This is a genomic window from Actinomycetospora sp. CA-084318 (assembly GCF_050955885.1).
In the GTDB taxonomy this organism is placed as follows: domain Bacteria; phylum Actinomycetota; class Actinomycetes; order Mycobacteriales; family Pseudonocardiaceae; genus Actinomycetospora.
This window is the reverse complement of the sequence record NZ_CP192098.1, coordinates 527,144-551,316: the sequence shown is the minus strand read 5'-3', so window position 1 is coordinate 551,316 and position 24,173 is coordinate 527,144. Positions and strand designations below refer to the sequence as shown.

The following is a 24,173-nucleotide window of genomic DNA, read 5'->3' as shown; positions in this document are numbered from 1 at the left end:
AGGTCTCGCCGTCGCGGTCGGGTGAGCACGCTAGGCGTTCTCGTCGTCGGCGGCCACGTGCGCGGACGTACGCTCGACGCCCCATGGACGCTGTTCCGCCCCCGACGTCGCGTCGCGGCCGCCCGAAGGACCGCAGCAAGGACGCGGCCGTGCTCGACGCCACGGTGCGCCTGCTCGCCGAACACGGTGTCGCGGGCACGTCGATGGACCGGGTGGCGGCCGCCGCCGGGGTCTCGAAGGTCACCGTCTACACGCGGTGGCCGACGAAGAACGCGCTGGTCGGAGCCGCTCTGGCGCACCTGCGGCTCGGGGACGTCCCGGAGCCGTCCGGCGACGTCCGCGCCGACCTCGTCGCCCTGCTGGACGCGATGCGGGCGCAGTACGACGCGGTCGACGCGATGGGCATCCTCGGGACCTGCCTGACCGACGCCGACGATGCCCTGCTCGACATCGTGCGCGAGAACACCCTGCTCCCCCGCCGCGCGCTGTTCGCGGCGGTCCTCGCCGCCGGCGTCGAGCGGGGCGACCTGCGGGCCGACCTCGACGTCGAGGCCGCGACCAGCCTCGTCGTCGGGACCCTCTACGCCGACCACCTGGCCGGGCGCCCGACCGACACCGCCACGGTCGTCGACCTCGCGCTCACCGGTCTCGTCAGAACCGTCCGCTGACCAGCCGCGCCCCCTCCGCCATCGCGTCGAACTTGGCCCACATGACGCGCGGGTCGACCTCCGGGACGTAGGTCGCCTGGGAGGAGAACCCGCAGTCCGCACCGGCCATCACCCGCTCCGGCCCGACGAGCCGGGCGAAGCGCTCGAGGCGTTCGGCGATCAGCTCGGGGTGCTCGACGATGTTGGAGGCGTGGGTGATGACGCCCGGCACCAGCACCTTGTCCGCCGGCAGCGCGACGGTCTCCCACAGGTGGTACTCGTGCTCGTGGCGGGGGTTGGCGGCCTCGAAGGAGACGTACCGCGCGTTCACGGCGAGGACGAGGTCGACGACGTCGGCCAGCGGGACGTCGAACACCCGCGGGCCCTCGTTGATCGAGTAGCAGGTGTGGAAGCGGACGCGCTCGGGCGGGATGCCGCGCAGGGCGTGGTTGACCGCCTCGACGTACATCCGGCCGCGACGATCGCGCTCGGCGGGGTCGTAGCCGTGGAAGCTGAAGATCTCGGTGAGGAACGGGTCGTCCACCTGCAGCGTGAACCCGGCGTCGACGATCGCCCGGTACTCGGTGTGCAGGGCGTCCGCGACGGCGAAGTAGTAGGCCTCCTCGGTGTCGTAGTACTCGTTGACCCCGACGCCGCTCGGCGCGATCGACGGGACGAAGGCCTCGGCCGGGTCGACGACCGCGGCCAGGTTGTCCAGGTCGCGCCGCAGCGCCTCCTCACCCCGGTAGACCAGCGGCCCGGTGCACACCACCGGCTCGATGGTCCCGACGGTGCCGCCCATCATCGCCTGCGCGAAGTACCGCTCGTAGTACTCCGGGAAGGCCTCCTGCTCGGCGGCGAAGCTGTAGACCGTCTCCGCGCCCGGCCGGCGCTCCAGGCCGCCGAGCCGCTCGGTGACGTAGCTGAAGAAGCCGAGCTTGCCCATCTCGCCGTCGGTGACCACGTCGATGCCGTGCGCCCGCTGCTCCGCCACGATCCCGGCGACGGCGTCCCGGGTGGCCGTCTCCCGGGCCGCCGGATCGGCCTGCGGGTCGGCCAGCAGGTCGAGCAACGCCCTCGGGCGGGGAAGGCTCCCGACGTGCGTCGTGCGGATGCGGACCACGGCGTCCCTCATTTCCTGAACCGAACAGTTCAGGTGAAGCTAGGGGGATGCCCGACGCCGGGTCAACCGTTCCTCTATTCAGATGCTCGACATCTCAATCGTGCGCCATTCAGTGCTTTCTCCTCCGGGATGACTCGTGTCACGCTGGTCGCCACCAGTCCGTAGGAACACGAGGAGTTTCAGCGTGGAGACCTTCGTCCTGATCACCGGCGCCTGGCACGGCGGCTGGAGCTGGCGTCCCGTGGCGACGAAGCTGCGGGCGGCGGGGCACCGGGTGTACACCCCGACCCTGCCCGGCCTCGATCTCGGCGACGACCCCCGCGGGGTCACCCTGATCGACTGCGTCGACGCCGTCGTCGACCTCGTCGAGCGCGAGGACCTCAGCGACGTGACGCTGCTCGGGCACAGCTGGGGCGGCTTCGTGCTCTGCGGCGCCGCGCCCCGGGTCGCCCCGCGGTTGAAGCGCAACGTCTTCTGGAGCGCGTTCGTCCCGCAGGACGGCGAGTCGCTCATGGACGCCGTCCCGCCGCACTACGCCGACCTGTTCAACGCCCAGGCCGCCGCGAGCGGTGAGCAGAACACCGTCACGCTGCCCTTCGAGGTGTGGCAGGGCGCGTTCATGCAGGACGCCGACGAGCAGGCCCAGCGCACGGTGTACAACCTGCTCGCCCCGCATCCGATGGGGACCTTCACCGAGGCGCCGGACCAGAAGCCGTTCTTCGCTCTCGACGTGCCCAACCACTACGTGCTCTCCGTCGACGACATCGCCCTGCCGCCGGGCGAGTACGGCTGGACCCGCTTCGCCGAGCGCCTCGGCGTCACCGCGATCGAGGCCCCGGGCAGCCACGAGGGCAACTTCACCCGCCCCGAGGAGCTCACGGACGCGTTCCTGAAGGCCGTCGGATGAGGGTCGCGGTCGTCGGCGCCGGCATCGGCGGCCTGACCCTCGGGCTCGCGCTGCGGGCCCGGGGGGTCGAGGTGGACCTCTACGAGCGCGCCGACGAGCTGCGCGAGGTCGGCGCCGCGGTCGCGCTCTCCGCCAACGGCACCCGTGAGCTCGAACGGCTCGGCGTCGGGGAGGCCCTGGACCGGGTCTCGACGATGCCGACCGAGCTGATCTACCGCGACGGCCGGACGGGCGAGCGGATCGCCGCCCACGCGGGCGGCGCGGAGTACCGCCGCCGGTTCGGCGCGCCCTACTGGGGCATCCACCGGGTCGACCTGCAGCGGGGCCTGGCGCGCGCGTTCGGCGACGACCACCTGCACCTGTCGCGCGCCGTCGCGGGGATCGGCGACGACGGGCGCTCCATCGCCTTCGCGGACGGCTCGACCGTGACCGCGGACGTCGTCGTCGGCGCCGACGGGGTGCACTCGGTGGTCCGCGAGTACGTCGTCCCCGGCGAGGGACCGCGCTACTCGGGCACCAGCGCCTTCCGCGGTCTCGTCCCGCGGTCCGCCCTGCCCTCGCTGCCCGACCCGCTGGCCATCCAGTTCTGGGCCGGCCCGCACGCCCACCTACTGCACTACGCCCTCGGCGGCGTGGAGCGCGACGACGACACCGTGAACTTCTTCGCCGTCATCTGCGGTCCGGAGCAATGGAGCGGGGGCAATCGCGAGGTGGCCGACGGCGAGCTCCTCGCGGCCTTCGCCGGCTGGCACCCCGCCGTCGTCGAGATGCTCGCCGCGGTCCCGCAGAGCCCGCGCTGGCCGCTGCTCTCGCAGCCGCACCTGACCCGGTGGACCCGGGACCGGGTCGCGCTCATCGGCGACGCCTGCCACGCGATGCTGCCCCACCACGGCCAGGGCGCGAACCAGTCGATCGAGGACGCCGTCGTGCTCGCCGACCTCCTCGCCGCGCACGGGCCCGACGAGGCCCTCGCGATCTACCCCCGACGACGCCGGGCCCGCACCCGCGCCGTCTCCGCCAGCGCCTGGGAGACCGGGACGCTCCTCCATCTCCCCGACGACGACGTCGACGGCCTGAAGGCGCGCGACGCGCGCTTCACCGGCTACCTCGACGCCAACGCCTGGGTCCACGAGTACTCCGCCACACCCACCACGAAGGACGCCTCATGACCACCACCGAGGACCAGCCCGTCTCCGACGCCTCGACCGCCGGCAGCCACGCCACCGACATCGCCCGCTCGGGCGCGGCCACCTTCCGCACCGGCGGGGGCGAGGTCGACCAGACCCGCGTCGCCACGGTCGTCGGGGCCGCGCTCGAGGGCATCCGCGCCGCGATCCGCGAGAACAAGGTCACCTACGACGAGTTCGACGCCTTCAAGCGCTGGCTGATCGCCGTCTCCGACACCGGCGAGTGGCCGCTGTTCCTCGACGTCTACCTCGAGTTCGAGGTCGAGAAGGTCGCCGCCGAGACCCAGGACGGGTCGGTCGGCACCATCCTCGGCCCGTTCTGGCTCGACGGGCAGGCCCAGCTCACCTCCCCGGCCACGCTGCCGATGCGCGACGACGAGCCCGGCACCCCGATGATCCTCGCGGGCCAGGTCACCGGCACCGACGGCAAGCCCCTCGCCGGCGCCGAGGTCGACATCTGGCACACCGACGAGGAGGGCTGGTACTCCGGCTTCGCCTCGAAGCCGCCGGCCGGGAACCTGCGCGGCGTGGTGGCCTGCGACGACGAGGGCCGCTACGAGATCCACACCCGGAAGCCCGCGCCGTACACGATCCCGCTCGACGGGCCGACCGGGCAGATGACCCTGGCCGCCGGCTGGAGCCCGTGGCGCCCCGCCCACATCCACCTGCTGGTCACCGCCCCGGGCCACCGCACGCTGACCACCCAGCTGTTCTTCACCGGCGACCCGTACCTGGGCAACGACGTCGCCTCGGCGGACAAGCCGGAGCTCACCCTGGACCCGCAGCCGACCGGGAACGGCGACGAGATCCGCTCCGACCGGGACTTCGTGCTCGAGCCCGAAGCCTGACGTTGGACCTCCGGCAGCTGCGCTACTTCGTGACGGTGGCGCGGACGCGGCACTTCGGCCGGGCGGCCGAGGAGCTGCACATCGCACAGTCGCCGCTCTCCCAGGCCATCCGGCAGCTGGAGTCGCACCTCGGCGCCCCGCTCTTCGAGCGGACCACGCGCCGGGTCGACCTCACCGCCGCCGGCGAGGCCCTGCTGCCGGAGGCCGTCCGCATCCTCGAGTCCGTCTCGGCCGCCCGCGACCAGGTGTCGCGGGTGGCCGCGGGGGACCTCGGATCGCTGCGGGTCGGCGCCACCGGGCTCGCGACCTACCGCCACGTGCCCGACCTCGTCCGACGCCTCTCGAGCGCCCTGCCCGGTCTGGCCCTGACCTTCCGCACCGAGATGCTGACCCCGGATCTCGAGGCGGCCCTGGCCGATCACCGCATCGACCTCGCCGTGCTCCGGCCCCCGGTGCGCGACGAGTCCCTGGACACGCACGTCCTCGCCCGGGAGCGCCTCGTCCTGGCGGTCCCGTCGACCTTCCCGACGACCTCCTCGACGCCGGACGGGGCGGCTCCGGTCGACCTCGCGGAGCTCGCCGACGCCGACTTCGTCGTCTACGCGGCCCCCGGGTCGGTGGTCGGCGCCGCGGCCGACCGCGCCTGCCGGGCCGCGGGCTTCGTCCCGCGCCACACCCACGAGGCCGGCCAGACGTCCACCGTGCTCGCGCTGGTCGCGGCGGGTCTCGGGGTCGCCCTGCTCCCCGAGTCCGTCCTCGCCGTGTCCGTCTCCGGAGTGCGCTACCACGCCCTGACCAGCAGCGAGGTCACGACCGACGTCGCCCTCGCCTGGCGCTCCGACGATCCCTCCCCCGCCCTCGCGCGGGCCCTCGCCGTCCTCCTGGAGGAGCCGTGAAGATCACCTCCGTCGAGGCCATCCCCCTCGCCGTCCCCTACCGCCGACCGTTCGCCTTCGCCAGCGGCACCGTCACCGCCGCCGACCACGTCCTGGTGCGGATCACCACCGACGACGGGCTCGTCGGCGTCGGCGAGGCGCCGCCGCGGCCCTACACCTACGGCGAGACGGCCGCGTCGATCGTCGCCGTGGTCCACGACCTGTTCGCCCCCGTGCTCGTCGGCGCCGACCCCTTCGCCCGCGAACGGATCCGGGCCGCGCTCGGTCGCACCGTCGCCAACAACGCCGCCAAGGGTGCCGTCGACATCGCCCTCTGGGACCTCGTCGGGCAGGCCTGCGGGCAGCCCGTCCACGTCCTGCTCGGCCACGCCGCCGACGAGGTCCGCGTCGCCCACATGATCGGCCTGGGCACGCCGGGCGAGATGGTCGCCGACGCCGCCGAGGTGCGCGACGAGCACGGCGTCGAGGCGTTCAAGGTCAAGGTGGGCCGCGACCTCGGCGTCGACCTCGCCGCCGTGCGGGCGCTGCGCACCGAACTCGGTGACCACGTCGAGCTCTACGCCGACGCCAATCGCGGCTGGGACGCCGACACCGCGATCGTCGCGGCCCGCCGGCTCGCCGACCACGGCGTGACGATGCTCGAGGAACCCAACGACGCCGCCGACGTCCTCGGCCGCCGCCGCATCGTCGCGGCCTCGCCGATCCCGGTCGTCGGGGACGAGTCGACCATCACCCTCGGCGGCGTCGCCCGCTCGCTGCTCGACGGCGACTCCGAGGCCATCAGCGTCAAGGTCGCCCGCACCGGCTTCACCGACTCCGCGAAGATCGTCGGGCTGTGCGAGGGCCTGGGGATCACCACCATGATCGGCAACCAGATCGACGGGATGCTCAACAGCGTCGCCTCGACCGCGCTCGGCTGCGGCCTGGCCGCCCTGGCCCGCCACCCCGTCGAGGTCACCAACTTCCTGCTCATGGCCGACGACGTGCTCGCCGAGCCCCCGGTGATCACCGACGGCCGGATCGCCGCCCGGCAGGCCCCCGGCCTCGGGGCCACCATCGATCCCGACAAGCTCGCCCACTACCGCGCCGACCAGTAAGGAGCGCCCCGTGCAGTTCCTCGTCCGGATGGACGTCCGTCTGCCCCACGACATGCCGCAGGAGGTGGCCGACGACCTGCGCGCCCGGGAGAAGGCCCGGGCCGAGGAGATCCAGCGCGCCGGGAAGTGGCCCGAGCTGTGGCGGGTGGTCGGGCGCTACGCGAACTACAGCCGGTTCGACGTGGAGTCCGGCGACGAGCTGCACCAGCTGCTCTCCAGCCTGCCGCTGTTCCCCTACATGGACATCGAGGTGACCGCCCTGACGCGGCACCCCTCGAAACTGGACCTGTGAGGAGCGCACACTGCCGGTGGCCGGAAGTCCCATGGGCACACACCGACCGGTACGGGAGGGTGATCGGGTGCGTCTCCACGTGACCGACGAAGGACCGCGCGACGCGCCGCCGCTCGTGCTGCTCTGCTCGCTGGGCTCCACGGTCGACATGTGGGCCCCGCAGCGCCGCGACCTGACGGTCGACCACCGGGTGATCACCGCCGACACCCGCGGGCACGGCGCCTCGCCGGTCCCCGACGGGCCGTACACGGTCGAGGAGCTCGCCGACGACGTCCTCGAGACCCTCGACGGGCTCGGCGTCACCCGGGCCGCGTTCGCCGGGGTCTCGCTCGGCGGCGCGATCAGCCAGGCGATCGCCCTGCGCGCGCCCGACCGGGTCGCGGCCCTCGCCCTGGTCTGCACGTCCGCCCGGTTCGGCGACCCGGAGCCGTGGCAGGACCGCGCCGCCACGGTGCGCGCCGGGGGCGCGGAGGCGATCGCCGACGCCGTGGTCGCCCGCTGGTTCACCGAGGACTACGTGCAGGGCGCGCCCGCCGTCCGCGACGCGATGCGCGACATGATCGCCGCGACGCCGGCCGAGGGCTACGCCGCCTGCTGCGACGCGATCGCCGGCTGGGACTCGCGCGCGCGGCTCGGCGACATCGCCGCGCCGACCCTCGTGATCTCCGGGGAGCACGACCCGGCCACCCCGCCCGAGCACGGGCAGGTCCTGGCCGACGGCATTCCCGGTGCCCGCTTCGAGGTCGTCGCCGACGCCGCGCACCTGGCGTCCTACCAGCGGCCCGAGATCGTCACGCCCCTGCTGGCCGAGCATCTGGAAGGTTCTGTATGAGCGAGATCGACAAGGTGGTCGCGAGCGCCGACGAGGCGGTGGAGGACATCGGCTCCGGCTCCTCGCTGGCGGTCGGCGGCTTCGGCCTGTCCGGGGTGCCGATCGTGCTGATCGACGCGCTCAACCGGACCGACGCGACCGACCTCAAGGTCGCCTCGAACAACTGCGGCGTCGACGGCTGGGGCCTGGGCGTGCTGCTCGAGCAGCACCGCATCTCCCGGGTCGTGGCCTCGTACATCGGCGAGAACAAGGAGTTCGCCCGCCAGTACCTCGGCGGCGAGATCGAGGTCGAGCTCAACCCGCAGGGCACGCTGGCCGAGCGGCTGCGCGCCGCGGGCACCGGCGTCCCCGCCTTCTACACCCCGGCCGGCGTCGGCACGATGATCGCCGACGGCGGGCTGCCGTGGCGCTACGACACCGACGGCAACGTCACCATCACCTCCCCGGCCAAGGAGGTCCGCGAGTTCGAGGTGACGCTCGCCGACGGCACGCGGGTCCGCAAGGCGCACGTCCTGGAGACCGCGCTGGACATCGACTTCGGCATCGTGCGCGCCCTCAAGGGCGACCGGCACGGCAACCTCGTGTTCAACAAGTCCGCGCGGAACTTCAACCCGCTCGCCGCCATGGCCGGCCGGGTCGCGATCGCCGAGGTCGAGCAGCTCGTCGAGCCCGGCGAGATCGACCCCGACGAGGTCCACCTGCCCGGCATCTTCGTCCACCGCGTCGTCGAGCTCTCGCCCGACGAGGTCGGCCGCAAGCACATCGAGAAGCGCACGACCCAGGAGACGATGCTGGGTCTGACTGGAGGACGAGGATGAGCCTGACCCGCGAGCAGATGGCCGCCCGCGCGGCGAAGGAGCTCCGCGACGGCTCCTACGTCAACCTCGGCATCGGCCTGCCCACCCTGGTCCCGAACTACCTGCCCGAGGGCGTGGGCATGGTGCTGCACTCCGAGAACGGCCTGCTCGGCGTCGGCCCGTACCCCTACGACGCCGACGTCGACCCGGACCTGATCAACGCCGGCAAGGAGACCGTGACGACGCTGCCCGGCGCCTCGTTCTTCGACTCCGCGCTGAGCTTCGGGATGATCCGCGGCGGCAAGGTCGACACCGCGATCCTCGGCGCGATGCAGGTCTCGCAGACCGGCGACATCGCGAACTGGATGATCCCCGGCAAGATGGTCAAGGGCATGGGCGGCGCGATGGACCTCGTCCACGGCGCCAAGACCGTCATCGTGCTCATGGAGCACGTCGCCAAGGACGGCTCGCACAAGATCGTCGAGAAGTGCGACCTGCCGCTGACCGGTGAGGGCGTCGTCCAGCGCATCATCACCGACATCGCGGTCATCGACGTCACCGAGTCCGGCCTCGTGCTGCGCGAGCTCGCCGAGGGCGTCACCGAGGACGAGGTCCGCGAGAAGACCGGCGCGGAGCTCACCAGCGCGCTGTAGCCCCCGCCCCGTTCGGAACGAACGGCACTCTCGCGCACATAGATGCTGCGAGAGTGCCGTTCGTTCGTCGGGGAGCGGGCCACCTACGCCACCCGCAGCACCACCATGCGCGCCCCGACGTCCGCGGCGCGGCGGTAGTCGACGAGCTCGGTGGACACGATCTGGACCATCGCCATCTGCGCGAGCCGGTCGACCTCGGCGCGGTAGCCGCCGGAGTCCCAGATGTCGTCGAGCACGGTGGCGACGATCGTCCCGCCCGGCCGGGTCAGCCGGACGAACTCCCCGAACGCGCCCGGCCCCACGTGCCCGTGGGTGAGGGTGCCGACGCAGACGACGACGTCGTAGGCGTCGGCCGGGCTCGGCAGGGCGCGCGACAGGTCGGCCGGGGCCAGCCGCCGGTAGACCCCGGTCTCCTTCGCCCGCGCCAGCATGCCCGGCGACAGGTCGACCCCGTCGATCTGCCGGGCGCCCGCCGCCGCCAGGGCCACCCCGACGAGCCCCGTGCCGCACCCGGCGTCGAGGATCTCGCCCTCGACGCCCGCCTCGGCGACCACCGTCCGCGCCGCCAGCTCCGGCCCGACGTAGCCCTGGGCCTCGCCGGTCAGTTCCTCGTCGTAGCTCTCCGCCCACTCGTCGTAGAGGGCACGGGCGTCGTCGGGACCGGTGAGCGTGTAGGCGCGCCGCAGCCAGGCGCTGCCCGCGGTGTTGGTGTCGAGCGGGTCGGGCGCGGCTGCGGTGTCGGCCGGGGTCTCGGACATGGCGACCATCCTCGCCTACCGACGGCGGGTCAGCCGGGGAACGTGCCCGCCCGCGGGAGCAGCCCGGGTACCCGGTAGCCGAGCTGGTCGGAGAGGAAGCCGGCGATCGGGAGGAGCCGCTCCAGGTCGAGACCGGTCCGCGCGCCCATGCGCTCGAGGAGGTAGACGAGGTCCTCGGTGGCGATGTTCCCGGTCGCCGCGGGCGCGAACGGGCAGCCGCCGATCCCGCCGTTGGAGGAGTCGAGCCAGTCCACGCCCCACTCGTACGCGGCCACCGCGTTCGCGAAGCCGGTGTTGCGGGTGTTGTGGAAGTGCGCGCGGGTGACGACGTCGGGCGCCACCGACCGGACCCCGTCGAGCAGGGTCCGCACCTGCGTCGGCACGCCGACGCCGATGGTGTCGGCGATCGCGATCTCCTTCGCCCCGGCGGCCGCCGACCGTCGCGCGACCTCGATGACCCGCGCCGGGTCGACCTCGCCCTCGAAGGGGCAGCCGAACGAGGTCGCGATCGTGACGGTGGCGAACAGGCCCGTCGACGCCGCCTCGGCGAGGACCTCCTCCGCGACCTCCGTGAGCGCCTCGGTGGTCGAGTTCTGGTTGCGCGCGGCGAAGGTGTCGGACGCGGGGACGACGACGTTGACCTCGTCCACGCCGGCCGTCACGGCCCGGTCGAAGCCGCGGCGGTTGAGCACGAGCCCGATGTGCGAGACGCCCTCGGGGCGCGGCACCCGCTCCATCACGGCCTCGGCGTCGGCCATCGCGGGGACGAGCTTCGGGTGCACGAACGAGCAGGACTCGATCCGGGTGACCCCCGCGGCGATCGCCTGCGAGATCAGCTCGACCTTCGCGTCGGTCTCGAGCAGGGTCTTCTCGTTCTGCAGCCCGTCGCGCGGGCTGACCTCCACGATCCCGACCACCGTTGGTCCCTCCTGATCCCGGCCGACGCCCCGACCCTAGTCCCGCACCGTGCTCGCCCGTGATCGTCGCCGAACCCCCGGCGAGGGGCTTTCCGACACGATCCGGACATGCGATGGTCGTCACAGGAGAATCGCCGGACGAGGGAGTCGACGATGCGTATCCGCGACGTGCTCAACGCCAAGCCCGCCGGGGTCCTGACGGTGGAACCGACCACCCCGGTGCCCAGCCTGCTGTCCGTGCTCGCGGCCCGCGGGGTCGGGGCCGCGGTGGTCGTCGACGACGCGGGCACCGTCGTCGGGATGGTCTCCGAACGCGACGTGGTCCGGCACCTGCACCACCGGGGCCGGGAGGTCCTCGTCGACACCGTCGGCTCGATCATGACCGGCCCGGTGACGACGTGCGGTCCCGACGACGAGGTCGACTCCCTCGGCGCGGTGATGACCGAGCGCCGCATCCGGCACCTCCCGGTCCTCGAGGACGGGAAGCTGACGGGGATCGTCAGCATCGGCGACGTCGTCAAGACCCGCCTCGACATGCTGGAGGCGCACCGGAACCAGCTCGAGGCCTACATCGCGGGCTGAGCCCAGTCCGCCACCCGCGCGGCCACGTCGGCCGGGCCGGGGATCGCCGCGATCTCCGCGGCCAGCGCGCGGGCACCCGCCCGCTCCGGGCCCTCGTCGAGCAGGTCCCGCAGGGCCTTCCCGACGGCCGGGGCGGTCGCCTCGGGTCCGAGGAGCTGGCGGCCCGCGCCGACGCGTACCACGGCCGCGGCGTTGAAGAACTGGTCGGCGCCCTGCGGCAGGAACAGCTGCGGCACCCCGGCGGCGGCAGACGCGAGCGTGGTGCCGCTCCCGCCGTGGTGGATCACGGCGGCGGGCGGGTCGTCGGAGCGGAGCAGCTCGGCCTGCGGCACGAACGGCTCGACCTGCACGCCGTCACGATCGAGGTCGGCGAGCTCGCCCGCGTCGACCGAGCCGGTCGCGACGAGCACGTCGAGGTCGGCGGCGGCGAGGCCCTCGACGGCCGCCCGCAGCACCCCGGCGTCACCGAACGCCGTCCCGAGCGTGAGCAGCACCCACCGGGTGCCGGGCCGGCGGCGGGCGGTGAACGGGGTCGGCGGGTTCCAGCCGGTGGGCCGCAGCGGCAGCTCGGTCAGGCCCGCGAGCACGTCGGCGGTCTCTGCGTCCTGCATCGACGGCGGGCAGACGTCGAGGTACGCGTGCCCGAGCGGCTCACCGGCCGGGACGACGATGCCGACCTCGGCGGCCACCCGTGCGAGCGGCTCGCGCGCCCGCACGGCGAACGGCGCGATCGGCAGCGGGCGGCGGCCGAAGGAGTGCAGCACGCAGGGCGTCCCCGTCGCGCGGGCCGCGAGCGCCGCACCCGGGGCGCCGGTCTCGGCGATCACCAGGTCGGCGGGACGGTCGGCCAGGTGGTCGCGCAGCGCCGGGGCGTACAGCCGCGGCATCGCGGCCCCGAACACCTCGCCGGCGATCTCCCGGGTGCCCTGGATCGTCGTCGGCGGCCCGGTCATCCCCCGGGCCACCATGGTCTCCCGGAAGACGTCGAACAGCGGCCGGCCGACCGCGAGGGTCGGCACACCCGTCGTCGCGATCGTGGGTTCGAGGTCCGGGCCGGTGGCGAAGGTGACGTCGTGCCCGGCGTCGTGCAGGGCGACCGTGAGCGGCACGAGCGGGAAGGCGTGCCCGGGGGAGCCCAGGGCGGCCACGAGGATGCGCACGTCGTCGTACTGTGCCGAACGTCGCGGCCCGGCGCGCAGGCCCTGTCCGATACATCCCGGACCACCCGGGTAGCCGACCGGATGAAGACGACCAGGCTCGGCAAGACGGAGCTCGAGGTGTCCCGGATCGCGTTCGGGACGTGGCAGGTGTCCGGCGAGTGGGGCTCCTACGACGCGGACCAGGCGCAGCGGGCGATCCGGCACGCCCTCGATCTCGGCGTGAACTTCTTCGACACCGCGCAGGCCTACGGGTTCGGCGAGTCCGAGGAGGTGCTGGCGAACGCCCTGCGCAGCGAGCTCGACTCGAACCGGGACTCCGTGGTCATCGCGACCAAGGGCGGGATCAACCCCGGCACCGACCGGCCCCGCGACTCCCGCCGCGACTACCTGCGCTCCGGCGTCGAGTCGAGCCTCAAGGCGATGAAGATCGACCACATCGACCTCTACCAGATCCACTGGCCCGACTCGGACACGCCCTTCGAGGACACCGCCGGTTACCTGCAGGAGCTGGTGGACGAGGGCAAGATCCGCCACGTCGGGGTGTCCAACTACGACGAGGCGCAGATGGCCGCGTTCGACCGGCGCCGGCCCGTCGAGACCCTGCAGCCGCCGTACCACCTCTTCCGCCGCGGCATCGAGGAGAAGATCCTCCCCTACGTCCGCGAGAACGACATCGGCACGCTGGTCTACTCGCCGCTGGGCTCCGGCCTCCTCACCGGGACGATGGACTCGTCGACCACCTTCGAGGACTCGGACTGGCGCTCGCAGGCCTCGGCGTTCACCGGCGAGACGTTCGAGCAGAACCTCGCCGTCGTCGAGCGGCTGAAGACCTTCGCCGCCGACAAGGGCATCGAGGTCTCGCAGCTCGCCATCGCCTGGGTGCTGGCGCAGGAGGGCATCGACGTCGCGATCGTCGGCGCCCGTTCCGACCGCAACATCGAGCGCTCGCTGGCCGCGGTCGACGTCGACCTGTCGGCCGACGACCTGGCCGAGATCGAGAAGATCACCGCCGACGGCGTGCAGGTCTCCGGCGCCTCCCCGGAGGGCGTGGCCTGACGCCTCCCACTCCTCGCGTGAGGGGAACCCTCGGGCGCTCCAGCAGCCCGAGGGTTCCCCTCACGCGTGTTCGGGGTGGCCCGGGAGCGCGACCACCGACCGCGCGCTGCAGCGCTCGAGCACCGTCCCGAGCCCGCCGCGGGTGGCCACCACGACGAGCCGGTCGCCGACCTTGAGCGCGCGGCGCGGGCGGGGCGGCATCTCCAGCACCGCCTCCGGCCCGGCGCCGCGGAACACCCCGACGACGCGGACCTGGCCGGCCTCGGTCAGCACGGCGACCGGCAGCCCGGTCATCAGCGAGGCCCGGCCCACCGTCACCTCGGCCATCAGCAGGATCCGGCGTCCGACGGGGATCGTCGCGAGCACCTGCCCGTCGCGCAGGGCCGCCGCGAAGACGGGCGCGGCGACGTAGGAGACGCTGCGCGAGATCGCGTCCATGCTGCGCTCCACGCGCGCGGCGAGGTCGTCGTCGCGCAGGCGCAGCACCACGCGCACGGCGCGCTGCACCGAGCGGGCGGTCAGGGCGGCCTGCAGGTTGGTGGCGTCGTCGCTGGTCACGGCGACGAGCGCGCGGGCCTCCTCCGCCCCGGCCTCGCGCAGGACCCGCTCGCGGGTGGCGTCGCCGAGCACCACCGGCACCCCGGCCCGGGCCGCCGCCGCGGCACCGGCGGTGTCCTCCTCGCGCTCCACGCCGACGACGGGCACGCCCCGCTCGCGCAGTGTCGTGACGATGCGCAGGCCGACGTTGCCGAGCCCGACGACCACCACGTGGTCGCGCCGCGGCATCCGCCGCACCGGGCCGCCGACCGTCCGGGCGCTCACGGCGCTCTCCACCACCACGGCCGTCACGAGCGGGATGATCGCGATGCCGACGACCGTGACGAAGGCCTGGATCACCCGCACCGCCACGCTCGCCGACGTGTCGGGCTGGGCCGCGCCCGCCGAGTCCAGCACCGCGAGGTAGATCGCGTCGCCGAGGGAGTACCCGCCCGCCGTCGCGAAGGCGACGGTCCCCGCCACGAACAGCAGGAACAGGGCCAGGGTGGCGCGGGCGAGCCGGCGGGTGAGGGTGCCGCGCACGCGGACGACGACCCGGTCGAGGAGGTTGCGCACGCGCTCGGTGCGCGGGCGGTGGAGCTGGTCGGTGACCTGCGCGCGCGACACGGCGAGGGCGAGGACGTAGTCGGCCGGGTCCGTGTCCTCGTCGGGCAGCAGCCGCGGCCCGCCCGCCGCGCCGGTCTGCGAGTTGGCGGCCAGCCCGCAGAGCACCGTCCCGTCGTCGACCTCGCGGCGCCCGGCCACGACGAAGGTGCGCCCGGCCAGCCGGACGTGCTGGCGGGTGGTGCGCCCGATCGCCTGCGCCACGAACGAGGGCGCCGCGGTCTCGGAGACCGAGAGCACCGTCGCGGTCGGGAGGATCCCCTCGATGCGCGCGCCGAGCCGGGTGTTGAACAGCCGCACCACGAGCCGGACCGAGGGGTCGATCTCCTGCACCCGCAGCGCGCGGTGGATGTTCGTGACGTCCTCGCGGTCCACCAGCGCGACGGCGGTGGCGCCGCGGACGCCCGCCGCGAGCAGCGTCCGGTCGTCGTCGCCGGCGGGGCCGCCCTCGACGACCCGCACGCCGGGCGCGGCCTCGATCCGGTCGACGTAGCGCCCGCGGCGGTCGGCGACCACGACGACGATCTCGGTGCCGTCACCCCGCTGGCGTCGCAGCGCCTCCACGATCCGGAGGGTCAGCAGGTTCTCCCCGCAGATGACGAAGCGCTCCGTCCGCGTGCCCGAGCGCGTTCGCCCGGACGGTGCCGCCCCCGCCGTCGTCACGAGCGGGGACCTTAACCGCGCGTGACCTCCGGCGTGGCCCGGACGGCGTCGGCCGACGACGAGACGTGGCGGTCGCGGGGCACGGCGACCCGGGTGTCGGAGGTGCGGCCGCGCAGCCGCTCGGCCCCGATCACCAGCCAGCGCCGGGCCTCGGCGGCGCCCGCCCGCTCCAGCGCGGCCCCCGAGGCGGCCACCCCGCGCCAGGCCGCGTCGCCGCCCTCGCCCCACCGGCGGCTGCGCTTCGCGAGGTCGCAGAGCCGCGCGGCCTCGTTCACGGGGTCGCCGATCACGGTGTACTCGTAGCGCCGCGCGTCGCCGACGTTGCCGGCCACGGCCTCCCCCGCCGACACCCCGATCCCCGCGTGCGCCCCGGTGCGCTCCAGTCGGTCGGCCAGCTCGCGGGCGGTCGCGAGGGCCCGGGCGGCAGGGTCGTCGACCGCCTGCGGGGCACCGAAGACGGCGAGCGCGGCGTCGCCCTCGAACTTGTTCACCCACCCGCCGTGACGCTCGACGGCGTCCACGACCTCGGTGAAGAAGACGTTGAGCCTGGCCACGACCTCCGTCGGGGGCCGGGAGGCGGCCAGCGCGGTGGACCCGACGAGGTCGACGAACAGCACCGCGACCTCGCGCACCTCGCCGCCGAGCTCGATCTCGCCGGCCACGGCGGCCTCGGCCACGTCCTCCCCGACCTGCCGACCGAACAGCTCACGCACCCGGTCCCGCTCGCGCAGGCCCGCGACCATCGTGTTGAACCCGGCCTGCAGCAGCCCCAGCTCGGTGGTGTCCGAGACCAGCACCCGGGCGTCGAGGTCGCCCCGCTCCACCCGCCGCAGCGCCCGGCGCACGGCCGTCACCGACGCGACGATCGAGGTGGACGAGAGCACCGTGACCAAGAAGCCCACCCCGAGCGCGACGAGGGACAGCACCAGGACCACCAGGCCGAGCCGCGCCACGGTGAAGTAGTCGGCGTAGAGCAGCGCCGTGCCGGCGGTGAGCACGACGCCGAGCAGCGGCACCCCCGTACCCATCACCCAGGCGCCGAGGGAGCGCACCGCGACCCCGGGCAGGCCCTGCTCGGTGGGCGGCTCGTGCACGAAGACCCGGGCGACCTCGCGGCGCATCACCAGCTCGGAGAACCGGTAGGCCACGGTGACGGTGGCGATGCCGCCGAGCGCGATCATGGCGGCCACCGCCACGGCGAGCGTGCGCGACCACGTCGCGTCGACGACGGCGAAGAGCGCCACGCCGATCGTCCAGGGCACGGCCTGGACGACGGCCAACCGCACCGGCGCCCGCAGGACCACGCGCCGCGCCCGCTGCCGGTGACGCTCCAGGTCCGCCCCGGACGGGTGCGGGCCGGGCAGGTCCGGCACGCGCAGCCAGGCCCAGCCGAAGGCGAACGCCGCCATCCCGGCCACGGGGGCGTAGACCCCCAGCAGGACGAGGTTCGTGCGCAGGGCGGCCGTCTCGTCGGTCACGAGCGCCCGGAAGGGCAGCACCCACCCGGCGAGGCCGACGAGGATCGCCGCGCCCACCACGTTGGAGATGACGATGAGCGCGCCGACCAGCACCTTGGTCGACCACGCGACCTGGTGCGGGGCCTCCCGCGTCCCGTCCGACATGTCACCGAACGTAGTCGGGCCCAGGGCCGTCCGGGGACTCGATGTGGCCGGATCGACCCGACCGGGTCAGGCCTGCGCCGCCAGGTCCTGGCCCGTCCCGACGCCGGGTCCGGTGGCGTCCGGCTCGCACGGCTCGCAGGCCACGAGGCGTTCGGTGGGCGCCGAGTACTCGGTCTCCTCGTGCCGACCGCGGAGCTGCTGCAGGCCCACCACCTGCCACCGGGCCCGCTCCTGCTCGTGCGCCCGCGCCAGGGCCGCCCCCGAGGCGGCGACGCAGCCCGGCACGCTCTTGGCGAGGTCGGTGAGCCGCGCCGCCTCGTTCACAGGGTCGCCGATCACGGTGTACTCGTAGCGGCGGGCGTCTCCGATGTTGCCGGCGACGGCCGGGCCCGCGGACACCCCGATGCCCGCCGCGATCTCGTCCAGCGCGTCGAGCCGCGCGGCGAGGTCGCGGGCGGCGGCGAGGGCGCAGCCGGCGGGGTCGGGCAGCTCGCCGGGGGTGCCGAACACGGCCAGGGCGGCGTCGCCCTCGAACTTGTTGATCCAGCCGTGGTGGGCCTCGACGGCGTCGACCACCTCGGCGAAGAAGGTGTTGAGCACCTCGACGACCTCCTGCGGCGGCCGGTCGAGGGCCATCCGGGTGGAGCCGACGAGGTCGACGAACAGCACCGCGATCTCGCGGACCTCGCCGCCGAGTTCGAGCTCGCCCTCCATCGCGGCGCGGGCGACGTCCTCGCCGACGTGGCGTCCGAACAGGGCGCGGATGCGGTCCCGTTCGCGCAGGCCGCCCGCCATCGTGTTGAACCCGGCCTGCAGCAGCCCGAGCTCGGTGGCGTCGGTGACCGCGACCGTGACGTCGAGGTCCCCGTCCTCGACCCGCCCGAGCGCACGGCGGACCGCGACGACCGGGCCGGCGATCGAGGCCGCGGTGAGCGCGTTGAGGCCGAACCCCACCACCAGGGCGATGAGCGCGAGGACGAGGACGGCGAGCCCGAGCGACCGCACGGTGTACTGCTCGGGCACGAGCAGGCTCGTCGCGGCGACGAGGGCGACCCCGAGCGCGGGCACCCCGGTCCCCAGCACCCAGCCGCCGACCGAGCGCACGCCGACGCCGGAGAGCCGGTAGCCGCTCGGTGGCTCGTGGGCGAGCACCCGGGCGACCTCGCGGCGCAGGGCGAGCTCGGAGAGCCGGTAGGCCACGGCGACGGTGGCGAGGCCGCCCAGGGCCACCACGCACGCCACGACGACGGCGAGCCGCAGCGAATAGACGGCGTTCGTCCCCGCGAACAGGGGGACCGCCAGCAGCCACGGCACGGCCTGGACGACGGCGAGCCGGGTCGGCACCCGCAGCACGACCCGCCGGGCCGCACGGCGGTGCCGCAGGCGGCGGGCGACCGTCGCGGGCTCGTCGGGTGGGCGGGGGACGCGGTTCCAGGCGATCCCCCAGACCACGCCCACCACCACCGCGACGGCGAGGTAGGCCGCGAACAGGGCGACGTTGGCCGCGACCGCGCCGTCGACGTCGGTCACCAGCGAACGCGTCGGCAGCACCCACCCGGCGAGGGCGAGCACCACCGCCGCGCCGACCACGTTGGCGACGACCACGAACGCCCCGAGGACGACCTTGGTCCGCCGCTGCAGGTCGCGATGGGCCGGGTCCGCCCCGGCGTCGCTCACGTCTGGCTGGCCGGGGACACCGAGGTCGGGTGACCGGGCGTGGACGAGGGGGCCGGCGCGACCGACGAGTTCTCCGCGCCGCTCGGGCTGATCTTGCCCCCCTGCCGGGGCAGGCCCCGGTCCACGCGCCGCTGGTTCGCCTCACGGATCTTCTTCGCCGGCAGCGAGAGCCGCCAGATCGACCGGGTGGCCTGCCAGAACTGCTTCGGGAACGAGCCGGTGGTGTACGGGAGGTCGTACTTCTCGCAGAGCGCCGTGACCCGCTCCGCGATCTCCGGGTACCGGTTCGAGGGCAGGTCCGGGTAGAGGTGGTGCTCGATCTGGTAGCCGAGCGAGCCGGACATGATGTGCATGAGCCGGTTGCCGGTGAAGTTCGCCGAGCCGAGCAGCTGGCGCAGGTACCACTCGCCCTGCGTCTCGTTCTCCAGCTCCTCCTCGGTGAACACCTCGGCGCCGTCGGGGAAGTGCCCGCAGAAGATGATCGCGTAGGACCACACGTTGCGGATGATGTTCGCGGCGAAGTTCGCCGACGCCGTGTGCACCGCGTTCGGCCCGGTCAGCGCCGGGAACAGGACGTAGTCCTTGCCCACCTGGCGGGCCTGCTTGCGCAGGATGTCGGTGAACTTCTGCTTGAACTCCTCCGGGTCCTCGAGCCGCATCTTCACCAGACCGTCGATGTCGAGGTCGTGCAGCGAGACGCCGTACTCGAAGAACGTCATGAGCAGCGCGTTCACCACGGGCTGCGTGAGGTAGTACGGGTGCCACGGCTGGTCGGACCGGACGCGGAGGATCTCGTACCCCACGTCCTTGTCCTTGCCGATCACGTTCGTGTACGTGTGGTGCAGGTAGTTGTGCGAGTGCTTCCACTGGTCGGCGGGGCAGACGTTGTCCCACTCCCACGTCGACGAGTGGATCTCCGGATCGTTCATCCAGTCCCACTCGCCGTGCATGACGTTGTGGCCGATCTCCATGTTTTCGAGGATCTTGGCCACGCCGAGCGTGATCGCGCCGGCCCACCACAGCTCGCGGCGGTGGCTGCCGAACATCATCACGCGGGCGGCGACGTTGAGCCGCCGCTGGATCGTGATCAGCCGCCGGATGTACGCGGCGTCGTGGTCACCCCGCGACTCCTCGATGTCGGCCCGGATCTGGTCGAACTCCCGGCCCAGTGCCTCGACGTCCGCCTCGGTGAGGTGTGCGAACTCCTTGACGTCCCGGATGGCCACGTCGGTTCTCCTTCTCGATGGGTCGTACTCGTCCGGCAGGGACGGGCAGGGTCAGGCGTCGACGACGCAGTCACCGGCCGCCGCGGTCACACAGGTCTGGATCTTCACGGCGTCCCAGCTCTGGCCGCCGGAGCCGTCGGCACGGTGCTCGGTGCCGTCGCGCAGGTCGCGCACCACGCCGGAGCGCAGCGGCACCACGCAGGTGTGGCAGATGCCCATCCGGCACCCGAACGGCAGCTGCAGGCCGGCCTGCTCCCCGGCCTCCAGCAACGTCGTCGCGCCGTCGATCTCGATCTCGGCGTCGGAGTTCGAGAACGTGACGGTGCCGCCCTCGGCCTCGCCGCCGGCGAGGTTCGCCGAGAACCGCTCGACGTGCAGGTGGTCGTCCAGCTCGGCCTCGCCCCACACCCGCTCGGCCTCGTCGAGCATCTCGTTCGGCCCGCACACCCAGGCCTCGCGCTCGGCCCAGTCGGCGCAGACCTCGTGCAGCGCGTCCAGGTCGAGGTGGCCGTCCTCGCGGGTGTGGCGCCGGACGACGGTCAGGCTGCCGTGCTTGGCCTCGAGCTCGGCGAGCTCGTCGGAGAACAGGAAGTGCTCGGGGTCCGGCGCGGAGTGCACCACCACGACGTCGGGCATCGTCGCGCGCCGGTCCAGCGTGCGCAGGAAGGCCATGATCGGGGTGATGCCCGACCCCGCCGTGAGGAACAGGATCTTCTTCGGCGGCGGGTCGGGGAGGACGAAGTCGCCCTGCGGGGGCGCCAGGCGCACGATCGTCCCGGGGGCGACGCCGCGGACCAGGTGCTGGGACAGGAACCCCTCGGGCTGCGCCTTGACGGTCACCGACAGGTGCCCGGCGTCGCGCTTGGGCGGCGAGGTCAGCGAGTAGGACCGCCAGTGGAAGCGGCCGTCCACCTGCACCGCGATGCCGACGTACTGCCCGGCCTGGTGGTCGAACGACCAGCCCCAGCCCGGCTTGATGACGAGGGTGGCGGCGTCGTCGGTCTCCTGCACGACCTTGACGACCTTGCCCCGCAGCTCCCGCGCGGACCACAACGGGTTGAGCAGGGTGAGGTAGTCGTCCGGTAACAGCGGGGTGGTGAACCGGGAGGCCGCGGCGCGCAGCCGCTGGACCGGTCGGGGGAGCTTCGCCGACGCCTCGTTCACGACCGCCTCCGTATCGCCACTGACCGGTCCCTGCGCGCGTCCCGACGGGTGAGCCGGGGAGCGTGGCGCGTGGATGTCCGCTGTGAGGCAGATCAAAACATGCCCGGGTGTCATATGACATCCCGCGATGTCACATGGGCTCGCCGCCGCCGTCCTCGAGGACCTGGGAGGCCTCGCGCACCAGTTCCCCGACCGCGCGGGGCATCGTCTCGCGGAACGCCGACATCACCGTGCGCGCCGCGATGGGCTGCAGGTCGGTCACCGCGTGCCGCACGGCGTCCAGCTGTTCGGGCGGCAGGCCGGCCGCGACGAACTCCTGCCAGACGGTCCGGCGGAAGAGGTCGACGAAGCCGTCCGCGACCTCGTCGAGGTGGGCGAGCACGGTCGCCCGGGTGCGCAGCAGCGCCTCGACGGGCAGCCCCAGGGCGGCCGCCTCCACCCCGGCGCGGACCATCTCCGGGCTGTGGACCCGGATGCGGTCGTCGGCGAGCTCCTCGACCATCCCGGCGTCGACGAGCGCGGTGAACGACGCGGGCTCGTCGCCGAGCCACGAGCCGAACTCCTCGCGGGTCAGCTCCACGGGCGGCTCGGCCCGCCACGGGGTCAGCATCTCGAGGTACTGCGAGAGCGCCCGCTCGGCGGACTGGTTGGGGGTGGCCTCGACGAGCCGCTCGATCGCGGCCAGCGAGAAGCCCTCGGCCTGCAGGTGGGTGATGAGGTCGAGGCGGGCGAGGTGGTCGGCGCCGTAGAACCCGGTCCGGCCCTGCATCCGGGGCGGTGGGAGCAGGCCGCGGGCGGCGTGCGCGCGGACGTTGCGCACCGTCATCCCGGCGTGCGCCGCCAGACGGTCGATCGTCCAGTCGGCCGGAGGGGCCACCACGTCCTCCCACGCTACGGAACAGGAGCGGGGCGATCGGTTCGTGTTACGCGCGGTACCGCGTAGGGGTCTCCTGATCAGCGGTGCCGGGTGGTCCGGACGGTGTGCCACATTGCGTCCCATGCACCTGTGCGCGATCGCGCCCCCGTCCCTGCTGCTGCGCCTGGCCGAGTCGGGGTCGGCGGCCGCCCGTGAGGCGGCGCTGGAGACCCAGCGGGTGTCCGAACGCCTGCGTGGTCGCCGCGTCGCGGTGGCGCGGGCGCTGCGCGAGCAGGGTGCGGCGGTGCCCCCGGACCGGCCGGGCGTCACCGCGAACACGGTCTTCGACGTCGAGGGCGGCGAGGAGTCCGCGCTGCCGGGCCGCCAGGTGCGCACCGACGGCGACCCGCCCTCGGCCGACACCGCGGTGAACGAGGCCTACGACAACGCCGCGACCACCGTCGCCTTCTACCGCGACGTGTTCGCCCGGGAGTCGATCGACGGGCGCGGGCTGGACCTCGTGTCGTCGGTGCACTTCGGGCAGCGCTACGACAACGCCTTCTGGACCGGCGAGCAGATGGTCTACGGCGACGGCGGGGGCGGCACCTTCGTCGCGGGCGCCCTCACCCGCTCGCTCGACGTCATCGCCCACGAGCTGACCCACGGGGTCACCCAGTACACCGCCAACCTGGTCTACGAGGCGCAGAGCGGGGCACTGAACGAGTCCTTCTCGGACGTGTTCGGGATCCTGGTCAAGCAGCGGGCGGGCGGCATCGACGCGGCGAGCTCGGACTGGCTGATCGGCGCGGGCGCGCTGGAGCCGTCGCTCGGGGCCGCACTGCGCAGCATGCTCGCGCCCGGCACCGCCTACACCGGCGACGACCAGCCCGCCGACATGGACTCCTACCGCGACCTCCCGGTCGACGACGACCCGCGCAACGACTCCGGCGGCGTCCACATCAACTCCGGCATCCCCAATCGCGCCTTCGCCGAGGCGGCCCGCACCCTCGGCGGCAACGCGTGGGAGACGGTCGGTCCGGTCTGGTACACCGTGCTCACCGAGCGGCTGCGGGCGAACGCGCAGTTCGCGGACGCCGCCGCGGCGACCATCGCGGTCGCCGGGGAGCGCTACGGCGACGGCTCGCGGGAGCACGACGCGGTGCGCGGCGGGTGGGACGCGGTGAAGGTCGTGCCCACCCCGGACCCGCGATGAGGGTGACCGTGGTGCGGGCGGGCGGGGTCGCCGGGATGGTCCTGACCACCACCGTCGACGCCGCCGACCTCGACGACGCCCGCACCGAGACGCTGCGCTCCCTCGTCGCGGGCTGCTCGTTCCGCGAGCGGTCCGGCCCCGTCGCCCCGGCGCTGCGCGACGGCTTCTCCTACGAGGTCACCGTCGACGCCGACGACGGGTCGCAGCAGGGCGTCCGGTTCGCCCAGGGCACCGCGCCGGAGGGGATGCACGCGCTGCTGCGCTTCGTCGACGACGAGCCCGCGGGCCGGCGGGAGACCGGGCGGTGACCGACGGGCGGCAGCCGCTCTCGAGCCGGCCCCGCGGCTCGGCCCGCGGCGGCGTTCCCGACGACGAGGTCCGCGCGGCCTGGTCGCGCTGGCTCGGGACGCTGCGCGCCCACGGCCGGGACCCGTCCCCGGTCCTGCGCCCCGGCGCGGCGCCGAGCGCGATCGCGGCCGCCGAGCAGGCCGTGGGGTTCGCCCTGTCCGACCCGGCCCGTGCGGTGTACGCGATCACCGACGGTCAGGCCGACCCGGCCGAGGTGGGCGGGCCGATGCTGTTCCCGGCCCGCGCGTTCTGTCCGTTGCGCCGGGCCGGCGAGATCGTGGCGGAGGCCGGGTTCGCGGGCCGGTGGCCGCTCGGCGAGGGCTCCGACGGGTTCCTGTTCCTCGACCCGGACGGCCGGGTGCGTTCCGCCGAGGACAGGGAGCTCGCACCCGACCTCGTCGACTACCTGGGCCGCCTCTCGGTCGCGGAGCTCGAGGACGGGGCGTCCGCCGTGGAGTGGGACGCGCCCGGCCTGCGCTGAGCGGTTCTCC

General features: G+C 73.8%; 25 protein-coding genes. 15 read left to right on the top strand and 10 right to left on the bottom strand.

Annotation, left to right across the window (positions count from 1 at the left end):
- Positions 1-83: 83 nt before the first annotated feature.
- Positions 84-668, top strand: a complete 585-nt coding sequence (locus ACQPYX_RS02695; RefSeq protein ID WP_433801362.1) for a TetR/AcrR family transcriptional regulator — start codon at positions 84-86, stop codon at positions 666-668.
- On the opposite strand, the gene ACQPYX_RS02690 is transcribed toward ACQPYX_RS02695, so the two are convergent.
- A complete protein-coding gene (locus ACQPYX_RS02690; protein ID WP_433801361.1) occupies positions 652-1,782 on the bottom strand; it encodes a methionine synthase in 1,131 nt (376 codons plus the stop codon). The two genes, ACQPYX_RS02695 and ACQPYX_RS02690, sit on opposite strands and share 17 nt — an antisense overlap.
- 172 nt (positions 1,783-1,954) lie before the next feature.
- Here ACQPYX_RS02690 and ACQPYX_RS02685 point away from each other — a divergent pair, with 172 nt between their 5' ends.
- The 9 genes from ACQPYX_RS02685 to ACQPYX_RS02645 all read left to right on the top strand — a co-directional run bounded on the left by ACQPYX_RS02685 (position 1,955) and on the right by ACQPYX_RS02645 (position 9,279).
- A complete protein-coding gene (locus ACQPYX_RS02685; RefSeq protein ID WP_433801360.1) occupies positions 1,955-2,677 on the top strand; it encodes an alpha/beta fold hydrolase in 723 nt (240 codons plus the stop codon).
- A complete protein-coding gene (locus tag ACQPYX_RS02680) occupies positions 2,674-3,846 on the top strand; it encodes an FAD-dependent monooxygenase (RefSeq protein WP_433801359.1) in 1,173 nt (390 codons plus the stop codon). Before ACQPYX_RS02685 ends, ACQPYX_RS02680 begins: the two co-directional genes overlap by 4 nt.
- A complete protein-coding gene (locus ACQPYX_RS02675) occupies positions 3,843-4,712 on the top strand; it encodes a dioxygenase (protein WP_433801358.1) in 870 nt (289 codons plus the stop codon). Before ACQPYX_RS02680 ends, ACQPYX_RS02675 begins: the two co-directional genes overlap by 4 nt.
- A 2-nt stretch (positions 4,713-4,714) precedes the next feature.
- Positions 4,715-5,608: a LysR family transcriptional regulator gene (locus tag ACQPYX_RS02670; RefSeq protein ID WP_433801357.1), complete on the top strand. Its 894-nt coding sequence runs from the start codon at positions 4,715-4,717 to the stop codon at positions 5,606-5,608.
- A complete protein-coding gene (locus ACQPYX_RS02665; RefSeq protein WP_433801356.1) occupies positions 5,605-6,705 on the top strand; it encodes a mandelate racemase/muconate lactonizing enzyme family protein in 1,101 nt (366 codons plus the stop codon). The genes ACQPYX_RS02670 and ACQPYX_RS02665 overlap by 4 nt, the downstream gene beginning before the upstream one ends.
- Positions 6,706-6,715: 10 nt before the next feature.
- Entirely contained in the window at positions 6,716-6,997 is a 282-nt protein-coding gene (catC, locus tag ACQPYX_RS02660; protein ID WP_433801355.1) for a muconolactone Delta-isomerase, read from the top strand.
- A gap of 79 nt (positions 6,998-7,076) precedes the next feature.
- On the top strand, positions 7,077-7,829 hold the full coding sequence (gene pcaD / locus ACQPYX_RS02655; protein ID WP_433801354.1) for a 3-oxoadipate enol-lactonase: 753 nt from the start codon (positions 7,077-7,079) through the stop codon (positions 7,827-7,829).
- Positions 7,826-8,647 carry a CoA transferase subunit A gene (locus ACQPYX_RS02650; protein ID WP_433801353.1) on the top strand — a complete coding sequence of 274 codons (822 nt, stop codon included), beginning with the start codon at positions 7,826-7,828 and terminating at the stop codon, positions 8,645-8,647. Before pcaD ends, ACQPYX_RS02650 begins: the two co-directional genes overlap by 4 nt.
- On the top strand, positions 8,644-9,279 hold the full coding sequence (locus ACQPYX_RS02645; RefSeq protein WP_433801352.1) for a CoA transferase subunit B: 636 nt from the start codon (positions 8,644-8,646) through the stop codon (positions 9,277-9,279). Before ACQPYX_RS02650 ends, ACQPYX_RS02645 begins: the two co-directional genes overlap by 4 nt.
- A gap of 83 nt (positions 9,280-9,362) precedes the next feature.
- Here the strand turns inward: ACQPYX_RS02645 and ACQPYX_RS02640 are convergent, their stop codons facing one another.
- Both ACQPYX_RS02640 and ACQPYX_RS02635 read right to left on the bottom strand, forming a co-directional pair.
- A complete protein-coding gene (locus ACQPYX_RS02640; protein WP_433801351.1) occupies positions 9,363-10,037 on the bottom strand; it encodes a class I SAM-dependent DNA methyltransferase in 675 nt (224 codons plus the stop codon).
- A 29-nt stretch (positions 10,038-10,066) separates the two neighbouring features.
- Positions 10,067-10,954, bottom strand: a complete 888-nt coding sequence (locus tag ACQPYX_RS02635) for a hydroxymethylglutaryl-CoA lyase (RefSeq protein WP_433801350.1) — start codon at positions 10,952-10,954, stop codon at positions 10,067-10,069.
- A gap of 153 nt (positions 10,955-11,107) precedes the next feature.
- On the opposite strand from ACQPYX_RS02635, the gene ACQPYX_RS02630 reads away from it, so the two are divergent.
- The gene (locus ACQPYX_RS02630) at positions 11,108-11,536 is read left to right on the top strand and encodes a CBS domain-containing protein (protein WP_433801349.1); all 429 of its coding nucleotides are present in this window, start codon (positions 11,108-11,110) and stop codon (positions 11,534-11,536) included.
- Here ACQPYX_RS02630 and ACQPYX_RS02625 read toward each other — a convergent pair.
- Positions 11,521-12,696 (bottom strand): glycosyltransferase, encoded by a 1,176-nt coding sequence (locus ACQPYX_RS02625; protein WP_433801348.1) that lies wholly within the window; start codon positions 12,694-12,696, stop codon positions 11,521-11,523. The genes ACQPYX_RS02630 and ACQPYX_RS02625 overlap by 16 nt on opposite strands.
- An 81-nt stretch (positions 12,697-12,777) precedes the next feature.
- On the opposite strand from ACQPYX_RS02625, the gene ACQPYX_RS02620 reads away from it, so the two are divergent.
- The gene (locus tag ACQPYX_RS02620; RefSeq protein WP_433801347.1) at positions 12,778-13,752 is read left to right on the top strand and encodes an aldo/keto reductase; all 975 of its coding nucleotides are present in this window, start codon (positions 12,778-12,780) and stop codon (positions 13,750-13,752) included.
- A 60-nt stretch (positions 13,753-13,812) separates the two neighbouring features.
- Here the strand turns inward: ACQPYX_RS02620 and ACQPYX_RS02615 are convergent, their stop codons facing one another.
- The 6 genes from ACQPYX_RS02615 to ACQPYX_RS02590 form a co-directional block, all read right to left on the bottom strand.
- Positions 13,813-15,576 carry an NAD-binding protein gene (locus ACQPYX_RS02615; RefSeq protein ID WP_433801346.1) on the bottom strand — a complete coding sequence of 588 codons (1,764 nt, stop codon included), beginning with the start codon at positions 15,574-15,576 and terminating at the stop codon, positions 13,813-13,815.
- 11 nt (positions 15,577-15,587) lie between these two features.
- Positions 15,588-17,198: an adenylate/guanylate cyclase domain-containing protein gene (locus ACQPYX_RS02610; RefSeq protein WP_433801345.1), complete on the bottom strand. Its 1,611-nt coding sequence runs from the start codon at positions 17,196-17,198 to the stop codon at positions 15,588-15,590.
- 66 nt (positions 17,199-17,264) lie between these two features.
- The gene (locus ACQPYX_RS02605) at positions 17,265-18,875 is read right to left on the bottom strand and encodes an adenylate/guanylate cyclase domain-containing protein (protein ID WP_433801344.1); all 1,611 of its coding nucleotides are present in this window, start codon (positions 18,873-18,875) and stop codon (positions 17,265-17,267) included.
- On the bottom strand, positions 18,872-20,101 hold the full coding sequence (locus tag ACQPYX_RS02600) for a fatty acid desaturase family protein (protein ID WP_433801343.1): 1,230 nt from the start codon (positions 20,099-20,101) through the stop codon (positions 18,872-18,874). Before ACQPYX_RS02600 ends, ACQPYX_RS02605 begins: the two co-directional genes overlap by 4 nt.
- A gap of 51 nt (positions 20,102-20,152) precedes the next feature.
- Complete coding sequence (locus tag ACQPYX_RS02595) at positions 20,153-21,265, bottom strand: ferredoxin reductase (RefSeq protein WP_433801342.1); 1,113 nt, start codon at positions 21,263-21,265, stop codon at positions 20,153-20,155.
- Positions 21,266-21,395: 130 nt separating this feature from the next.
- Positions 21,396-22,145 carry a MerR family transcriptional regulator gene (locus ACQPYX_RS02590; protein ID WP_433801341.1) on the bottom strand — a complete coding sequence of 250 codons (750 nt, stop codon included), beginning with the start codon at positions 22,143-22,145 and terminating at the stop codon, positions 21,396-21,398.
- Positions 22,146-22,263: 118 nt separating this feature from the next.
- Between ACQPYX_RS02590 and ACQPYX_RS02585 the strand changes: the two genes are divergently transcribed.
- From ACQPYX_RS02585 to ACQPYX_RS02575, 3 genes are read left to right on the top strand one after another with little or no spacing between them, the layout of a single operon-like run.
- Entirely contained in the window at positions 22,264-23,334 is a 1,071-nt protein-coding gene (locus tag ACQPYX_RS02585; protein ID WP_433801340.1) for a M4 family metallopeptidase, read from the top strand.
- On the top strand, positions 23,331-23,642 hold the full coding sequence (locus ACQPYX_RS02580) for a protealysin inhibitor emfourin (protein WP_433801339.1): 312 nt from the start codon (positions 23,331-23,333) through the stop codon (positions 23,640-23,642). Before ACQPYX_RS02585 ends, ACQPYX_RS02580 begins: the two co-directional genes overlap by 4 nt.
- Positions 23,639-24,163: a hypothetical protein gene (locus tag ACQPYX_RS02575; RefSeq protein ID WP_433801338.1), complete on the top strand. Its 525-nt coding sequence runs from the start codon at positions 23,639-23,641 to the stop codon at positions 24,161-24,163. The genes ACQPYX_RS02580 and ACQPYX_RS02575 overlap by 4 nt, the downstream gene beginning before the upstream one ends.
- Positions 24,164-24,173 lie beyond the last annotated feature (10 nt).